Origin of the sequence: Hyphomonas sp. (assembly GCF_041689225.1) — a bacterium.
GTDB lineage: Bacteria > Pseudomonadota > Alphaproteobacteria > Caulobacterales > Hyphomonadaceae > Hyphomonas.
Genome location: NZ_JBDNGN010000054.1, coordinates 65,731 through 82,912, shown reverse-complemented (window position 1 = coordinate 82,912; position 17,182 = coordinate 65,731). Strand labels below are relative to the sequence as shown.

At 63.9% G+C, this 17,182-nt stretch carries 15 protein-coding genes; 7 read left to right on the top strand and 8 right to left on the bottom strand.

All coding sequences use genetic code 11. The features are described from left to right. Positions 1 to 140: 140 nt before the first annotated feature. On the bottom strand, positions 141 to 590 hold the full coding sequence (locus ACESNB_RS04745) for an OmpA family protein (protein ID WP_373004597.1): 450 nt from the start codon (positions 588 to 590) through the stop codon (positions 141 to 143). Positions 591 to 641: 51 nt separating this feature from the next. Next, a complete protein-coding gene (gene hrpB / locus ACESNB_RS04740) occupies positions 642 to 3,083 on the bottom strand; it encodes an ATP-dependent helicase HrpB (RefSeq protein WP_373004595.1) in 2,442 nt (813 codons plus the stop codon). Positions 3,084 to 3,232: 149 nt separating this feature from the next. Between hrpB and ACESNB_RS04735 the strand changes: the two genes are divergently transcribed. Genes ACESNB_RS04735 through ACESNB_RS04720 form a run of 4 tightly spaced genes read left to right on the top strand, consistent with a single transcriptional unit; the run spans position 3,233 to position 6,658 of the window. After that, the gene (locus tag ACESNB_RS04735; RefSeq protein WP_373004592.1) at positions 3,233 to 4,546 is read left to right on the top strand and encodes a dicarboxylate/amino acid:cation symporter; all 1,314 of its coding nucleotides are present in this window, start codon (positions 3,233 to 3,235) and stop codon (positions 4,544 to 4,546) included. A 60-nt stretch (positions 4,547 to 4,606) separates the two neighbouring features. Then, positions 4,607 to 5,341: a phosphatase PAP2 family protein gene (locus ACESNB_RS04730; RefSeq protein ID WP_373004589.1), complete on the top strand. Its 735-nt coding sequence runs from the start codon at positions 4,607 to 4,609 to the stop codon at positions 5,339 to 5,341. 12 nt (positions 5,342 to 5,353) lie between these two features. Further along, positions 5,354 to 5,794 carry an MATE family efflux transporter gene (locus ACESNB_RS04725; RefSeq protein ID WP_373004586.1) on the top strand — a complete coding sequence of 147 codons (441 nt, stop codon included), beginning with the start codon at positions 5,354 to 5,356 and terminating at the stop codon, positions 5,792 to 5,794. Positions 5,795 to 5,821: 27 nt separating this feature from the next. Beyond that, positions 5,822 to 6,658 (top strand): hypothetical protein, encoded by an 837-nt coding sequence (locus ACESNB_RS04720; RefSeq protein WP_373004583.1) that lies wholly within the window; start codon positions 5,822 to 5,824, stop codon positions 6,656 to 6,658. On the opposite strand, the gene ACESNB_RS04715 is transcribed toward ACESNB_RS04720, so the two are convergent. Together ACESNB_RS04715 and ACESNB_RS04710 are read right to left on the bottom strand one after the other, a co-directional pair. Then, the gene (locus tag ACESNB_RS04715; protein ID WP_373004580.1) at positions 6,621 to 7,673 is read right to left on the bottom strand and encodes a quinone-dependent dihydroorotate dehydrogenase; all 1,053 of its coding nucleotides are present in this window, start codon (positions 7,671 to 7,673) and stop codon (positions 6,621 to 6,623) included. The genes ACESNB_RS04720 and ACESNB_RS04715 overlap by 38 nt on opposite strands. Continuing rightward, positions 7,674 to 8,015: a DUF952 domain-containing protein gene (locus ACESNB_RS04710; RefSeq protein ID WP_373004577.1), complete on the bottom strand. Its 342-nt coding sequence runs from the start codon at positions 8,013 to 8,015 to the stop codon at positions 7,674 to 7,676. 101 nt (positions 8,016 to 8,116) lie between these two features. Between ACESNB_RS04710 and ACESNB_RS04705 the strand changes: the two genes are divergently transcribed. Then, positions 8,117 to 8,542 (top strand): DUF4112 domain-containing protein, encoded by a 426-nt coding sequence (locus ACESNB_RS04705; protein ID WP_373004574.1) that lies wholly within the window; start codon positions 8,117 to 8,119, stop codon positions 8,540 to 8,542. 2 nt (positions 8,543 to 8,544) lie between these two features. Here the strand turns inward: ACESNB_RS04705 and ACESNB_RS04700 are convergent, their stop codons facing one another. Next, on the bottom strand, positions 8,545 to 10,290 hold the full coding sequence (locus ACESNB_RS04700; protein WP_373004570.1) for a hypothetical protein: 1,746 nt from the start codon (positions 10,288 to 10,290) through the stop codon (positions 8,545 to 8,547). A 172-nt stretch (positions 10,291 to 10,462) separates the two neighbouring features. On the opposite strand from ACESNB_RS04700, the gene ACESNB_RS04695 reads away from it, so the two are divergent. Together ACESNB_RS04695 and ACESNB_RS04690 are read left to right on the top strand one after the other, a co-directional pair. Next, on the top strand, positions 10,463 to 11,701 hold the full coding sequence (locus ACESNB_RS04695) for an argininosuccinate synthase (protein ID WP_373004567.1): 1,239 nt from the start codon (positions 10,463 to 10,465) through the stop codon (positions 11,699 to 11,701). Positions 11,702 to 12,368: 667 nt separating this feature from the next. Next, complete coding sequence (locus ACESNB_RS04690) at positions 12,369 to 12,776, top strand: hypothetical protein (protein WP_373004564.1); 408 nt, start codon at positions 12,369 to 12,371, stop codon at positions 12,774 to 12,776. Between the two features lie 88 nt (positions 12,777 to 12,864). Here the strand turns inward: ACESNB_RS04690 and ACESNB_RS04685 are convergent, their stop codons facing one another. The 3 genes from ACESNB_RS04685 to cobT all read right to left on the bottom strand — a co-directional run bounded on the left by ACESNB_RS04685 (position 12,865) and on the right by cobT (position 17,181). After that, positions 12,865 to 13,011, bottom strand: a complete 147-nt coding sequence (locus ACESNB_RS04685) for a hypothetical protein (RefSeq protein ID WP_373004561.1) — start codon at positions 13,009 to 13,011, stop codon at positions 12,865 to 12,867. 317 nt (positions 13,012 to 13,328) lie between these two features. Further along, the gene (locus ACESNB_RS04680) at positions 13,329 to 15,119 is read right to left on the bottom strand and encodes an alpha/beta hydrolase (protein WP_373004558.1); all 1,791 of its coding nucleotides are present in this window, start codon (positions 15,117 to 15,119) and stop codon (positions 13,329 to 13,331) included. 67 nt (positions 15,120 to 15,186) lie between these two features. Next, the gene (cobT, locus tag ACESNB_RS04675; RefSeq protein WP_373004555.1) at positions 15,187 to 17,181 is read right to left on the bottom strand and encodes a cobaltochelatase subunit CobT; all 1,995 of its coding nucleotides are present in this window, start codon (positions 17,179 to 17,181) and stop codon (positions 15,187 to 15,189) included. Position 17,182 lies beyond the last annotated feature (1 nt).

The window sequence follows — 17,182 nt, the reverse complement described above, 5'->3', positions numbered from 1 at the left end:
CTCAGACGGATCGGCGCGAGGACAATCGAAGACCTCCACAACGCAATCGCCTCGGTCATCGACCTCTACTCAGCCGACGAATGCCAGAACTACTTCAAAGCTGCTGGATATGGAGTCAAATGATGCGGAAGTGCTTTAGGTCAGCTTTCCGGAAAGAGCCGGACTTCGGTCTTGCGGTTGAGCGGCTCTTCGGCGCCGCTGGCCGTGACGGCATCCTGTTCGCCATACGCAACAAGGTGCACCCGTTCGGCATCGACGCCGCGCGTCTTCAGGGCCTCAAGCACGGCTTCGGCCCGCGCCGCAGAAATGACCTGGTTCGTCACCGCGTCTCCGCTGGCATCGGCATGCCCCCTGATCTCCATCTTGTAGAGATCGCAGCGTGCATAGGAATCAGATACGGCATCGACCACAGCGTCGGATTCGTCCGACAGGGCGCTCATGCCCTCTTCGAAATAGATGGCGAAACGTTCTTCCGAACAATCCGGTGCAACAGCCATGTCGTCTTCAGCAACCGACGCGGTGGGCGGAACCGAACGCGACACACACGCGGCCAGCAATAGCGGCGCAAACAGGTAAAGAGCGATTTTCATGATAGCCTCCAGCAACTTGGTTCAATCCCCCATGGACCGGTTTGTTCCCGCCTAGAGTCTTTTCTTTGTCCGGCCCTCATGGGCCCGCGCCGTTGCAGGCTGTTCCGGCCAATCATGCTTGGGATAACGCCCGCGCATATCCTTCGCCATGTCGCGATAGCCATTGTCCCAGAAGCGCGGCAGGTCCTGCGTCGTGGCGGCCGGTTTCATGCCCGGCGACAGCAGTTCGACCGTCACCGGCACCCGGCCCGAAGCAATCGATGGATGGGTCGCCAGCCCATAGAAGGCCTGCGCCCGCGCCGAGACGAGGGGCGCACGCGGATCGACATAGTCCACCGAAGCCATTTGCCCGCATGGCAGCGTTAACGTCCGGGGCGCATATAGCCGCAACGCATCCTGCAATTGCCAGTCGAATGAATCGACAAGCGCATCGCGCACTTTGCCGTCGCTGGGCACGCGCGCGCCCTGTCGCTTCAGCAACGGCATCAGCCAGTCTGCCGCGCTGTCGCGCAATCCGGCTTTCGTCATGCCTGTCGGCTCCACCAGCCCGGCGCGCTCAAGCACACCGACACGTCCGAGCGTCTCGTCCACGACATGACCTGCGCCAATGGCGTCAAAACCGTCCGCCATCACGGCATCCAGCATCGCCTTTGCCGCCACTTTCGGGGCGGGCTTCGGCAGGGGCGCTTCCGAAAGGACAATCGCGCCCATTGCCCTGACACGGCGGGCCGCAAACCGCGCCGTCTTCGGATCAAAGTCCGCGCGCTCTTCTATTGTCACGCCGCCCCAGGCCAGGGCGTCCGCTTCGCTGAGCGGTGCGGCCAGCGTGATCCGCGCCTGCCCGCTTGCCCCGCCCAGGTCAGCGACGACAAGCCATTCGGATTTGGCGAGACTGTCCGTCTCCGGAAGGCGGGCCGCCCGGCCAGAAGCCATCAGGTAGACGCCTGCACTGCCGGGCCGGGCCCGCGCGATCTGGTCCGGCCAGGCCTCAGACAGCAACCGCGCAAGATCTCCCTGTGGCGCGGCCCCCTTGCCCCAGGACTTGGCCTGCTGCTGCAGGGTCCGCGCGCGCGGAGACCTGTCTGCCCGGAAGCGTGCCAACCGGTCGCGTATGTCGGCGGAATTGCCGCCAATCCCGCGCTCCCCGGCCAGCGCCGCAATATCGGCCGCCAGCGCGCGTTCCCCCGGTGAACCTGCCCCGGCCACGAGTGCCGCGAGGCGCGGCGACAAGGGTAGCCGCGCCATCTCGGCCCCCAGCGCTGTCAGCCCGCCGCCATCGTCGAGTGCGCCCAGTTGCAGCAACATGTCGGTTGCCGCCTTCAGCTTCCCGGCGGGCGGCACATCCAGCCATGTCAAGTTGCCCGCATCCCGCTCACCCCATTCGGCGAGTGCCAGCACGAAGCCTGACAGGTCACTGCTGAGAATTTCCGGTTGCGGCGCCGCGACCAGACCGCGCGTCGCCGCCTCGTCCCAGAGGCGATAGCAGACGCCCGGCGCCGTGCGTCCTGCCCTGCCCCGCCGCTGGTCGACAGATGCCCGCGAGGCCTTCACCGTCGTCAGGCGCTGGCCGAGGCCACCCGCATCGTCTTCGGCGACCCGGGCGAGGCCGCTGTCGATCACGATCGTCACGCCGTCGATCGTGAGTGCACTTTCGGCAATATCGGTCGCCAGCACGATCTTGCGCACGCCCGCCGGGGCAGCGGAAACCGCAGCGTCCTGCTCGGCTGGCGACAAGGCCCCGAACAGCGGCGTGACGACACAATCGGCTGGCAGGTCTTCCAGCCGTTCGGCGACCCGCGAAATTTCTCGCGCGCCGGGCAGGAAAGCCAGCACAGATCCTTTTTCCTCCCGCAGGGCGCGCCGGATCGCGGCGGCCATGCGGTCTTCTATCCGGTCGGTCGAGCGCCCGAGATAGCGCGTCTCGACCTCGAACTGGCGACCGGCACTTTCGATCACCGGCGCGTCAATCGCCGTCGCCACCCGGCCTGTGTCGAGCGTCGCCGACATGATCAGTATCCGCAGGCGCTCGCTGAGTACGCCCTGCGCCTCCAACGCCAGCGCGAGGCCGAGATCGGCATTGAGGCGCCGCTCGTGGAATTCGTCAAAGATCACGGCCCCGACACCCTTCAGTTCGGGATCGGACAGGATACGCCGTGTGAACAGGCCGTCCGTGATGACTTCAATACGCGTCGCGGCGGAAACCTTGCGGTCCACCCGCGTCGTCAGGCCGACGGTCTGGCCCAGCGTCTCGCCGAGGCTCTGGGCCATGCGCGTCGCGGCCATGCGGGCGGCTACCCGGCGGGGTTCAAGCAATAGGATGCGTCCGGCAATAACTTCCGGTGTGCCGATCAGGCCTGCTAGCGCCAGCGGCACGCGCGTCGTCTTGCCTGCCCCCGGCGGGGCCGCGAGCACCAGGCGGGTGCCATCGCGCAGGGCCGCGCAGACGTCGGCCAGCACGTCGTCAATGGGAAGAGGGGCGATTGCGGCGGTCATGGTGCGAAGACATAGGGTGGGGGGCCCGTGAAGGGCAATGGCTATTGCTTAGGCAGTGTGCCTCCCGGCGCGGCAATCGCCGTCTGGGCATTTGCCTTCCCCGCGAAGCCACCCTACCGTCCCGGCTTCAGAATTGATGGGAGTGGCTTATGGGCTGGTGGTTTCGAATAGATCTCTGGAAACGGGTTGTGGTCGGCCTCGTGCTCGGCGCGGTCACCGGGCTCCTCCTGCGTCAGGCACTTGGCGCAGACGCCGCCGGTGCCAATGTCACCGCATGGGCCAAACCGATTGGCGACGCCTTCATCAACCTCATCAAGATGCTGGTCGTGCCGCTGATCTTCACCACGCTTGTCTCCGGCGTTCTGGCCATGGGCGACCCGAAAAAGCTTGGCAGCCTCGGCGGACGCGCACTGGCCATGTACATGTGCACAACCCTGATCGCGGTCTCGATTGGCCTGCTGATCGGCAGCCTGATCCAGCCCGGCGCGGGTTTTGATACGACAACCGTCGCCACGGCCGATCTTGAAAGCGCCCGCTCGCAGCTTGCTGCTAACCCCCAGCCCGGCAGCGTCGGTGAGCAATTGATGCACACCATCCTGTCCATCATCCCGACCAATCCTGTTGCCGCCATGGCACAGGGCGACGTGTTGCCGATCATCTTCTTCGCCATCCTGTTCGGCATCGGCATCCTGATGTCGGGCGACACCGGCAAACCACTGGCGAACGTGATGAACAGTGCCGCCGAAGCGATGATGAAACTGACCCTGATCGTCATGGAAACCGCGCCTTTGGGCGTTTTCGCACTGATGGCCTGGGTCATGGGCGACCGCGGGCTGACGATTCTTGCGGTGCTCGGCAAGATGACGGCCTCGCTCTATATCGCCTGCGGCCTGCACATATTGATCACCTATGGTTTCATCATCAAAGGCCTGCTGCGCCTGCCCTTGTTCGACTTCTTCCGGGGCGCGGTCGATGCGCAAGCCGTCGCGTTCTCGACCTCGTCGTCGAACGCCACCCTACCAATGACGATCTCGTGCGCAACAGCAAACCTCGGCATCGGCAAGCCGATTGCCTCCTCTGTCCTCCCGCTTGGGGCGACCATCAACATGGACGGCACGGCGCTCTATCAGGGCCTGATTGCCCTTTTTGCCGCGCAGGCGCTCGGCATCGAGATGACCGTCAGCATGTACTTTACCATCGCCCTGATGGCGACACTGGTCTCCATCGGCACCGCGGGCATTCCGTCTGTCAGCCTGTTCCTCGCCGCGACGACACTCAGCGTGGTCGGCGTGTCGCCAGACCAGACCGTCCTGATCATCGCGCTCCTTTTCCCGTTTGACCGAATCCTCGACATGATGCGCACCGTGACCAATATTACGGGCGATCTCGCGGTTGCGACAGCGGTCGCAAAATGGGAGGGCGAACTCGACGAAGTCGTCTTCCGCGCCCGCGACCGTGTGTAGGTCAAAGCGCCCGATGGATCACTTATTCCGTGTCGCCATAGGCCGGAAATGATGGCTTTGGTGGACCGCGCCGCAGCACGCTATTTCGCTGGCGGCGCGGCCTGCCTGCTCATATTTGTGCTGATGGCGCTGGGCGTGACCAGCATCTGGAACGTCGTCGCATTCGATCAGGCTTTCGCCGGTTGGGTGGCAAGCTGGCGTAACCCGGCGCTGACCGACGTCATGCTCGCCATCACATCGCTCGGGGATGGTGCCTACCTCAAACCCATGGGCGTACTCGTGGTGATCGCCTTGGCCATGCAGCGGGCATGGCGCCCAGCAGCCGCCACCGCGACTGCGTTCCTGTTGCTGCCTCTGCTGGTCAATCTCATCAAATCCGGCACCGCACGCACCCGGCCGACAATCGATCTCTATGCCGGAGCCGATGGATTCAGCTTTCCCAGCGGACACGCGGCAAACGCCACCCTGATCTATGGCGCCTTGGCCGTTTTGGTGTTCCGGTCGCTGACGGGCCCCAAGCGATGGATCGCAACGGCGGCGCTCGCACTGCTCGCCCTCCTGATCGCCGCTTCGCGCGTCTATGTCGGCGCGCACTGGCCAAGTGACGCGCTCGCCGGGCTCGCGCTCGGCGGCCTCCTTCTTGCTGGACTTGCCTCGGTCCTGGCACACCCGTCCCACCCCCCTGCCACCCCCCGCACCACACACCTCCTGCTGGCCTGTTTCGCCCTTACCGCCCCCCTCTATGCATGGTACGCACTGCCCTTTGCGCACACGTTTTACGAGGCGCTCTCCTAGGCCCGGAACGCGATGCTCACCCGCCGGAAAATCCTCTCGCTCGCGATTCCCATCGTGCTGGCCCAGGCTGCAACGGCCACGACGGGCATTGTCGATACCGCCGCCATGGGCCGGTTCGGCGACAAGGCAGACCTCGCCGCCGTCGCCATCGCAGCCGTCGCATACAGCATTATCTATTGGGGATTCGGCTTCCTGCGCATGTCGACCACAGGCCTCGCCGCGCAGGCCAACGGCCGGGGCGACGGGCCTGAAGTCCGCGCCATCCTGCTGCGCGCCATGATGCTTGGCGGCGCCATCGGACTTGGCCTCTTCCTGCTGTCGCCCTTGCTCAGATGGCTCACCTTCGCGGCCTTTGCCAGCACAGCCGAAGTGGAATCCCTTGCCGCCGGCTATTTCAACGCCCGCATCTTCGGCGCCCCCGCCTATCTCATGGGTTTGGGCATTACAGGCTGACTTCTGGGCACCGGAAAGACCGGGCAGATGCTTGCCGTACAGATCGTACTGAACGGCGTAAACGTCGTACTGGACGTGTGGTTCGTCGCCGGGCTCGACCTTGGCCCCACAGGCATCGGCGCAGGCACCGCGATCGCCGAGTGGACGGCGCTCGCGGTCGGCCTTATCCTCGTGCGCAAGGGCTTCGGCGCAACTGGGCGCCTGGCAGATCCCGCCAAGCTGTCCGCGCTGTTTTCCGCCAATCGCGACATCATGATTCGCACGCTGGCGCTCGTATTCTGTTTCGGCTGGTTCGTGCGTTCCGGCACGCTGATCAGCACAGCTGCCACAGCAGGCAATGAAGTCCTGCTGCAGTTCATCACGGTCGCCGCCTTCGTACTCGATGGCTTTGCCTTCGTTGCCGAAAAGGAGACGGGCGAAGCCTATGGCACATCAGACGGAAAGCGCCTCGCGCGGGCGATGCGACTGACATCGGAATTCGCCTTCGCCTTCGGCGCCGTGTTTGCCCTTGCGTATTTCATCGGGGGCGGCTGGGTCATCGAGTTATTCATCGCCGACCCGGAGGCGCGCCGCGCAGCGCTGGATTTCCTGCCCTATTGCGCCGCCGTTCCCTTGCTTGGAGTCACCGCGTGGCAACTCGACGGATTGTTCCTCGGCACCACGCAGGGCAAGGCGCTGCGCACGGCGGGCGTGATCTCGGCCCTGCTGTACCTGGCGACGGACATGTTGCTGCGCCCCGCCTTCGGCAATGCGGGCGTCTGGGTGGCGTTCCTGACCATGTATGTTTATCGCGCTGCGGCGCTTGGCTGGTTCGTGCCGCGCCTGTTCAGAGGTCTTTCCCGACCGCCTGTGCGAGCGACGTGAATCCGTCCGCCTTGAGCAGGGTGGCTAGTTCACGGTGGATGTCCGCCACGAGACCGGGGCCGGAATAGACCAGCGCCGAATAGAGCTGCACGGCATTCGCACCGGCCCGAATTTTCGCATAAGCGTCGGCTGCACTGGAAATGCCGCCCGCACCGATCAGGTCGAATTCACCCTTCAGCGCCTTCGCAAAGGCTTTCAGGATCTCGGTCGACGGCGCCATCAGCGGCGCGCCTGACAGGCCGCCGGCCTGTTCCCGGTCGCGACTCGCCAGGCTGTCAGGCCGGGCGAGTGTCGTATTCGACACGATCAGGCCGGATAGCCAGACCCCCTGGTTGCCTACCACGCCGACAATGTCCTTGATCGCCTCGGCATCAAGATCGGGCGCGACCTTGAGGAAGACGGGCTTGCCCGCGCGGTCAGCCGCGCCGCAGGCTAACAACAACGCCTCAAGCGCAGCCTTGTCCTGCAGGCCCCGCAATCCGGGCGTATTGGGCGACGAGATATTGACGGTGACGTAAGCGGCATGCGGCGCCACGGCCTCGATACCCTTCACATAGTCCGCGATCCGGTCCGTGCTGTCCTTGTTGGCGCCGACATTCGCGCCGATCGGCACCGGCGCGCGATATTTCGACAGGCGCCGGACGAAATAATCGAGGCCGTAATTATTGAAACCCATCCGGTTGATCACGGCCCGGTCTTCGCTGAGGCGGAACAGGCGCGGTTTGGGGTTTCCCGGTTGCGGCAGGGGCGTGACCGTTCCACATTCGATGAAGCCGAAACCGAACCGGGCCATGGCCGAGGGCACTTCGCAATTCTTGTCGAAGCCTGCGGCCAAGCCGACAGGGGCGGCGAGTTTCAAGCCCGATTTCGGCAACGTCGTCGCGAGGATAGGGTCGAATGTGGACGCACGCAAGGGCGCGCCGAGTCCCTTCTCCAGCGCCCGTATCGTGGCTGTATGGGCCGCTTCCGGGGGCAACAGCTTGACGAAGTTCACGCCGATATCCGTGAGACCCATCTAGAGATCCTCCGGCAGCACAGGAATGCCCTGAGGGTCCAGCGCTAGCGTCCACTGACGGCAGGCGTGCTTGATTTCGAGGGTGCCATAGAGATGCGGGAACATGATTCCGCCTCGGCTCGGCTCCCATTTCAGGGGCGGCAGATCGGTGATCGCGAACTCCAGAAGCCGGACATGCTTCTGCCCTGCATAATGCAGCCTGGCTGTTTCGGCGACAGTATTGCGCGCCGAGAGGTGGACGTAACGGTCTTTCCGGTCGAGCGCTGTCGCCGTCGCGCCGGTAGCCTTGGCTGCCTCCCAATCGGGCAGAGTCAGCAACTTGTAGACATGCGTATTGTTCATGACGGCCGTTTCAGCAGGCTTTGAGGCGGACGGCAACTCGCGGCTTGAGTCCCTGACGCGATGTGCGATCCTCTGGCTGCAGTGCCGGAAGGGAATCCAACATGGCCAAGGACATTGCCGATCAGGCCCACCTGAACGTCCGGCTGGAGAATGGGCGGACTGTGGAAGAGGAACTGCGCCGGCTTGGCGTGTTTTCTCGGATGCTGGATTCGCAGTTCTCGGTCATGGGTGCGCGGTTCGGTGTGGATTCGCTGCTCGGTCTCATACCTGTTGCCGGCGACGTTGTTACGGGAATCGCGGGAACCTATGCGCTAGCCACGGCGATCCGGCTGAAGCTGCACCCAATCGCGGCGGTCCAGATAGGCTGGAACCTGCTGTTCGATACGGTGATTGGCGCGATCCCGATCTTGGGCGATATTTTCGACTTCTTCTTCAAGTCAAACACCAAGAATTTCAAGGTTATAGAGAAACACCTGACCCGCAAGGCGCAGCGCCATGCCCGCGAGGCTGCGTCAGCCCGAGCCTGAGATCAGGTGAGCGGCAAGGCGCTTGTGTCTGACGCCCGCGCGAGAACCCATCCGCCTGTCGGCGCGTGGCACGCCGCGAACCGACCGCGTTCCTGCCCCGGAAAGGCATAGGCGATATCCCGGCACATGACCGAGACTTTCATCGGGACAACATCGGAGGTGAAGCGGACGACGGAATCGGTTGGCTGGGCCGTATATTCGATGGTCCGGACCGTCGATTTGCTGGCTTCGCGACTTGTCGAGCGCTCGATGACGATGGTGAGGTCGCGGCCGTCGGGAGTTTTCAGGATTTGAGTGGTTCCGTCGGCCTGGGTGTCAACGAGACGCAGGAAATCCGTGCGCATTGTATTTAGCATATTGGAATCAAGGGCTTGCGCCGCAGTGAGCTCGACACGCTCGGCCATGAATGCGTCCACATTGCGCGACGTGACTGGGGCGGGAGCGGTGTTGAACGGGCGGACTGTGGGGGTGGCACGGGTGTAGGACGGGGGTGGCACGGGGCGGGTGACGGGGGCGCTGAGGGACGCGAGGATGATGCCGGAACCGGCCGGTTTAAGCTTGGGGGGCGGGGGAACGGCACCGGTATGCGCGACCATCTGGCGGGTGCGGCGCGGGGTGGGTGAGGGGGTGGCAAGGCCGGGGCTGGTGGCGGGAACGGCGACGCTGGCCGTGATGGCGGCGAGGCGTGTCTCCTCGGCGGCGGCCGCGGCGGCGAGACGCTTCTTCTGGTTCTCGACGGCGAGGGCCGCGAGGCGTTTCTGTTCGGCCCTGGCGTCTGCCTTGGCTTTCAGGTCCGCGAGGCGCCGGGTCTCGGCTTCGGCCTCGGCGAGGCGGCGGGTTTCGAGATCGGCGAGGCGCTTGGTCTCGGCGGCGGCGGCGGCGTCCTGTTCGACCTTGAGGTTGGCGAGGCGAACCTGTTCGGCTTCAGCGACGCGGGCCGCTTCGGCTTCAGCGAGCCGGGTCTTTTCAAGCTCGGCCGCAGCGAGGCGGGCCTGCTCGGCGTCGGCATCCTGCGCGGCGGTTTCGGCGACACGGCGGGCTTCGGCATCTGCGATCGCGCTGGCAGCCTGAATCCGGTCCTGTTCGGACTCAGCGGCAGCGGCGTCGCGCTGGGCGGTTTCGTAGGCAGCCTTGTTGCTGGCGAGCCGGTCGGCGAGGCCGCGATAGTCGAACCAGGCGGTAGGCATGGCATCCGACGGCGTCGACGCCGCCGCCATGGCGACGGAGGAGGCAGCGCCGCCACTGGGGGTGAGCGAGGGGGGCAGGTCGGCCAGCGGGCCGGCATTGCCGTCCGTGCCGCCATGCAGCGCGCTTTCAGCCGCCATGACCGAAAGGCCGGCGAGGCCCAGAACGGCGAGACCGGCAAAGGCGAACTGGGAGATATCGGAGAGGCGGTTGCCGCCGTCATCGTCACCATTTCCGCCGCCCGACAGGATGCCAACCTTGCCGTTGCTGCCAAGCGCGAGGAGGCCCGGATTGGCCGGCACAGCGCGCAGTGGACGGATCGGCCCGCGCGGCGGCGTGGCCGTCTTGGTCTGGGCCTGGTTCTCGATGCCGGAAATGATGGCCAGCGTTGATTGCGGGCGCACGCCATCCCGGGCGCGCAAGCGCGCACGGAACGGCATGTTCAGGTTGGCGCGTTCTTCCGCCCGGCGGCCAGCATCCTGCGCGGCGCGCACCGTGTAGCGCACACTGTCAGGGATCATCGGCCGGACCGGCTGAGGTTTGACGAAGTCCTTGGTGAACATCTGGGCGATCTCACGCCCCGAAGGACGCTCCTGAATTAAACGGTGTCGGCCATTTATAGCGGCTTAGGACTTCTTTAACCATAGGAAATGGCCCGGCGCCCGGCTTGTCACTGCCCCGATCTGTCCTTAATGCAACACTGCTTGACCCTATGCACAACAAAGGTGCCCGCCCATGCCTGCCAAAGCCGCCCCGAAGAAAGTTGTCCTCGCCTATTCCGGGGGTCTCGACACATCGATCATCCTGAAATGGCTGCAGACCGAGTTCGGCGCAGAGATTGTCACATTCACGGCGGACCTTGGCCAGGGCGAAGAGTTGGAACCGGCCCGCGCCAAGGCGCTGGCGGCGGGCGTGAAGCCGGAAAACATCTTCATCGAGGATGTGCGCGAGGAATTCGTGCGCGATTTCGTGTTCCCGATGTTCCGGGCCAATGCCGTGTATGAGGGCGTCTACCTGCTGGGCACGAGCATCGCGCGGCCGCTGATCGCCAAGCGCCAGATCGAGATTGCCGACATGGTGGGCGCAGACGCCGTCTGTCATGGCGCAACCGGCAAGGGCAATGACCAGGTGCGTTTCGAGCTTGGCTATTACGGCCTGAACCCGGACATCAAGGTGATCGCTCCGTGGCGCGACTGGGAATTCAAATCCCGCACCGACCTGATGAAATTCGCGGAGTCCCACGGCATCGAGATCGCCAAGGACAAGAAGGGCGACGCGCCGTTCAGCGTGGACGCGAACCTTCTGCACTCCTCGTCCGAGGGCAAGGTGCTGGAAGACCCGGCAGTGGAAGCGCCGGAATTCGTGCACATGCGCACGATCAGCCCGGAAGAGGCGCCGGACGAGCCCGAGACGATCACGATCGGCTTCGAGCGCGGCGATGCCTGCGCCATCAATGGCGAGGCGATGAGCCCCGCCACGATCCTCACGGCGCTCAACGCCTATGGCAAGAAGCATGGCATTGGCCGGCTGGACCTGTTGGAAAACCGTTTCGTCGGCATGAAGTCTCGCGGCATATACGAGACACCCGGCGGCACGATCCTGCTGGTGGCGCACCGGGGCATCGAACAGGCCACGCTCGACCGTGGCGCGGCGCACCTCAAAGACGAGCTGATGCCGAAATATGCCGAGCTGATCTACAATGGCTTCTGGTGGAGCCCGGAGCGCGAAATGCTGCAGGCCGCGATTGATTACTCGCAGCGCTGGGTGACCGGCGACGTGACGATCAAGCTCTACAAGGGCCAGGCCTACCTGACCGGCCGCTCATCGCCTTATTCTCTGTACTCGGAGAAGATCGTCACCTTCGAAGACGATCACGGCGCCTATGACCAGAAAGACGCGGAAGGCTTTATCAAGCTGAATGCGCTGAGGTTGCGGTTGCTGGCCGGGCGGGACCGGAAGTTTGGGAAGAACTAGACTGAATTGCAAAAGATAATTCGAGTCGAGAGCAATCAAATACTCACCCAGTTTCTCAATTGGGCAAGCGATATGAACGCGCTTGGAATTTGATTAATCACGCTTGAAGGATTACCGCACGCAGGTAAGAGTACGCGGATATCGATGTTGCCATCCGACACCTTCTCAACGGCGGAGTTAGATAGGTATTGTCACCGGAAAATTGATCCGAAACACACTTGGACTGAAAGCATTCCAACTGCGGGAGTACGGGCTCACATTGACGAGTTTTTGGGGTCTTCGAGAATTGTCGTGGTGGAAGGCCCGGCGGTTTGGGAACTTTCGGACTGCCCATTTTCCAGCCTGGAGAGCTCAGAAGTTGCACGGGTCTATATTAAACAGATGTCCCGGACCGGAGAATACTTGGACTGGTTGGCAGGTGAAATTCTCCTGCATGCGCACTTACACACTGAAGCCTATTTTCGTTCTATCTATTAGCAACATTCGGTTGAGCCATGGAAGGATGCTGATCTAATTATTGAGCCGGAACGTGTCAACGATAATGAGACATCCGGTTTGATAGTTTAGACTTGAAACGCGAGCGTCGGTGTTGGCGGGTCTTACCATCACCGCAGCCGCGGCTAAATTTATACCATGCCGTCGACATGCTGGATTGAGGGACCGGGACTTGAAATCCCACCAGATCACCTATTGGAAAACGCCGCCGGTTTCGGTGATGACGTATTGGGTGCATCGGGCGCTCGATGGGGAGAGCTTTTCGCGCGCGACGCGGTTCGATCCGCCGCGGCCGGGGCCAGTGGGGGGCAAGGGCTGGCCTGTGTTGCTGGTGGAGGTGGACGGGGTGGGGCTGGTGTTCACGTCGCTGGCCGAGCTCGACACCTATGTCGACGTGATGTCGCGGAGGCCCCTGCCCTTGAGCCGCGAACTATTACGCGACTTCCCCATGGGGCCGAATTCGCACTGGCTGAGCCGGTTGCCGAAGAAGGCCAAGTCGGTGAAGCACCGCGAAACGGCGGTGAAATATTTGCGCGCGATACGGAGAGGGTTTGCGGCTTTGGTGGAGCGTCAGGGATAAGAAGGCGTGGCGAGGGACTCCATGGTCCCTCGCCACGCCACACTGAGCCGATCATTCCGAAACGCCCAGATGGGCGCTTCGGCGAGATTTAGTTCGGCGGGATCGAACAGTCATCTGTGTCGGCAATGATCCAGTCACCGCCGCAATCCCAGATACAGGAAAATCCCGTATCCATGACGAGGGTGCAGCCATAGGAGGTCGTGCCGGCCGGCTGTGCCCATGGGGCGACCGACATGTTTTTTGCCGACGCTGCGACAGGGCTTGTCGCGCTGGTCGCAGGCGAACCTGCGACCACAATCATTATTGCGGCCAGGGGGCCGCCAATAAAGACAACATTTCCACTCTCCAATTCAGTTGACGTCAATGTTGCCTGGCCAGACCGCTCCACATTACCTGAAAGGGAAATCGATTTCTACCTATTGGCGTCGTTTTTCTGGTTGAATTATGGCGCGTGCAATGATCCGGCGGTGCGCTCGTCCTTCGACTTCGCACAGGGAGCGCCGCGCTCTTGGAGGCCTGAGGCCCCGGCTTTCGCCGGGGGACGGACAAAACCTATTGCAGGCTTTCGACGATCTTGAGGGCGGATTGCCAGCGGGTGGCGTCTTCCGTTGGCGCACTGGCGCGGGCGGTGAGGTCTGCCAGGGCGTTGTCGCGGCCGAGGCGGCGGACGGAGGTGATGGCGGCGGAGAAGCCGTCGGCGTTGCAGAATTCCGAGCGGGGCGTGCCGAAGATCCAGGCCGTGCCGGACTTGATCTCCTGCTTGCCGAGGATGCAGCGCTGTTCCGGCTCGAGGCTGAGCCAGGTGATGGCCTGGAAATCAGAGAAGGCGGCGCCGAAAATATCGGTATGGCCAAGCGCGAGGCCGCCGGCAGTGCCCTGCGTCGTGTCGACCGTGTTGAGGCCGGCGAGGAGCACCGGCTCTGTAGCATCACCCGCGCGGCGGCCCGAGCCGTTGAAGCGGCGCGAGGCCTGGAGCGCGCGATCCTTGGAGCTGGCATAGAGGGTCATGTCCTTGGCGAGGCCATCGACACGATTCATCATCTCGATGAATTCCTCTGCATCGACATCGGGCGAGGCAAAGACGACCTGGTCGAAGGGCTTGGGCACGGCGCGCTCGTCGTCGGCCATTTCCTGCAGGGCGCGGACGAGGAATTCATTGCCCATGGAATGGGCGACAATGTTGACGCGCTCGGCGCCGGTCTGCTCGGTGAGGACGTGGAGGAAGTGTTCGAGATCGTCGACAGTCTGTTGAGTGATCTGTTTGCGGTCGGTCTTGTAGCCGAAGACGCTGCCCGCTGACGGCCAGGAATAGAGCACGGGCGCGCCATCAATTTCGAGGTCGACCGCGAGCTGGGCGGTGCGCTCAACCGCCGTGGGGAAATCAGTATTGTAGCCGTGGATGAAGATGAAGATTTCGCGGCGCTGGGAGCGGGCGAGCGAGATGCGGACATTGGCGAGGAATTCCGCCATGGTCGCGTCGATTTTCATGTCTCCGAGGATGACATATTTCGCCGGGTTGGGGCGCCGGTCAAACGTGAACAGGCCGGGCTTGGGAATTTCGCCCAGCGCACGGTTGCGCGGCACCGAGACCATGACGCTTCCGGTCTGCAGCGGCGCGGACTTGCCGCCATAATAGGTTTTCGCGTCGAGGACGGGCCGGCCATCGACGCGTTTGAGCTTGCCGCCCTGGGGCGCGCGATTGGTGCCGAAGAAGACGCGGACAAGGTCGAAGTCCGGTTCGACGCCGCCGCGTGTGCCTTCGGTGCTGCTGGCGACGGCGACGGGGCGCTCTCGCGCGCGTTCGACGCTCTGGATCAGCGCCGCGTTGACCTGCAGGCCGGTGACGTTTGCGATACGAGCCGTGTCGAGACCGTTCTCGACGGCAAAGGCGAGGAGCGGGGCGAGGCGCGGATGATCGGTGCCGAGATGGACGCGCACGAGGCGAGCGGCGCTGGCGATTTCCTCGGTGGCCCGAGCCGTGTCACCGGCATCGAGCGCGATTTCGGCCATCCGGGCGCGCAGGTCGATCTGGCGGGCATAGTTTGGCGGGGTTTCGGCGCTCGCGGCAGTCAGGACGCGGTGATAGGCCGCCAGGGCGGCTTCGGTCTGGCCTGCCTTGGCGAGGATATCGCCGAGATCGGTGCGCAGGTCGCCCTTGACGTCCGGATCGGCGAGCAGGGCGCGGGCGAGGGCAATTTCTTGAACGGTGTCGCCGACGGCCTGTGCGTCGCCGAGCAGGACGAGGCGGTCGGGTTCGGGCTTTGAGGCGCAGGCGGCGAGCAGGACAAATGCGCCCGCCAGCAACAGCTTCGCAAATGGCGTACGGATGAAATGGTCTGGCATCGGTCCTGTCCCCTGTTCGATCCATCAGACCCTAGCATGAAGGCAGAAATATGGGACAGGTCCTTGCCTAAGATTTGGGGCCTTTGACCGCCTGTAGAGAGGTCGTTTTTACATCGCGCCCCAGGCCGGTCTTGCGTCCGCCATAGCTGGGCGCGCCGCTGGCCGCGCCGGAGACCGCGCCGCGCACGGTGCGCTCGGTCAGCGGCGGGATGGCCATGGCCTTGGGATTGGGGCCGTTCTCGTCGAACAGACTGGCCAACTGTTCCGTCATCGCGCCGCCAAGCTGTTCAGCGTCGACGATGGTGACGGCGCGCTTGTAGTAGCGGGTGACATCGTGGCCGATGCCGATGGCGATGAGCTCGATCGGGCTGCGGGTCTCGATTTCCTCAATGACCTGGCGCAGGTGGCGTTCGAGATAGTTGCCGACATTGACGTTGAGTGTGGAATCATCGACCGGCGCGCCGTCGGAAATCACCATCAGGATCTTGCGCTGTTCGGAGCGCGCGAACAGGCGATCATGCGCCCAGAGTAGGGCTTCGCCGTCGATATTCTCTTTCAGCAAGCCTTCGCGCATCATCAGGCCGAGATTCTTGCGGGCGCGGCGCCACGGGGCATCGGCCTGCTTGTAGATGATGTGGCGGACATCGTTGAGGCGTCCGGGACCGTTCGGCTTGCCGGCCTTGACCCAGTCTTCGCGGGCCATGCCGCCCTTCCATGCCTTGGTGGTGAAGCCGAGGATCTCGGTCTTGACGCCGCAGCGCTCCAGCGTGCGGGCGAGAATGTCGGCGCACAGGGCCGCGACCATGATCGGACGTCCGCGCATGGAACCGGAATTGTCGAGCAGGAGCGTGACCACGGTGTCGCGGAAATTGCTGTCGTCTTCCTGCTTGAAGGTGAGCGCCGCAGTCGGGTCGGTGATGACACGGGTGAGGCGGGCGGTGTCGAGCACGCCTTCTTCGAGATCAAAGCTCCAGGACCGGTTCTGCTGGGCCATCAGGCGGCGCTGCAGCTTGTTAGCCAGCTTGGAGACGGCGCCCTGCAGGCCCATCAGCTGGTGGTCGAGATAGGCGCGCAGGCGGGTCAGCTCTTCCGGGTCGCACAGGTCAGCCGCTTGCGCGACTTCATCATGAGCCCGGGTGAAGACGTTGTAGGCGAACTTGTCACGCTCGTCGCCGTCGCGGAAGTTGGGGCGCAGGGGCTTGGAGCCGTCATCGCTGTCATCAGCGTCTTCGTCGGCTTCGAGGTCGACATCCTGGTCGACGCTGACATTTGTCTCCTCGCCGTCGATTTCCTCGCTGTCGCCCGATTCCATCTGTTCGGACGAAGCGCCCATCGGCTCTTCGGATTCCTGATCCTGTTCGCCCTGCTGGGACTGTTCGTCTTCGCTGTCCTGTTCCTGCTGGTCGTCGTCGGCTTGGGCCTCGTCGCCGGACTGGTCACCTGCGGTGAGGTCGCGGATCATTTCGCGAATGGTTTTGGCAAAGCCCGGCTGGTCGTGAAGCTGAGCGATCAGCTTGTCGAGCGCGCCGCCCGTGTCGGCTTCAACCCGCTCGCGCCAGACATCGGCCACGCGAGCGGCGGCTTCCGGCAACGGGCGGCCGGTCAGTTTTTCACGCAGCAGGAATTCCACCGCCGGGGCGAGGACCGCTTCCGGGTCTTCTGCGCCCATGGCAAATTCGCCGGACTTGCAGCGCAGTTCGAGGACAGCGTCGAGATTGAGGGCCGTGCCGCGCATGGCATTGGCGCCGAGGCTTTCGATACGCGCGTGTTCGGCCGCGTCATAGACCTTGCGCGGCAGGTCGCCCTGCGGGCGGTTCTGGACGTGTGCCGCTTCATCATGGTGCGCCCGGCGCAGGGCGATGGCGTCAGCCTCGCCGCGGATGCGCGCGACCACGGGCGCAGGTAGTTCGACCGGTGGCGGCCGCAAGACGATCCGTTCGCCGTCAGAGCCTGCATCATTGCCGAAGCCGACCTCGACGTCGCGGTCAGCCGTCATCGCCTTGGTCGTCGCGGCGAGCGCTTGCTTGAACAGTTCCTGAGGGGTGGTTTCGGTCTTGGCCATG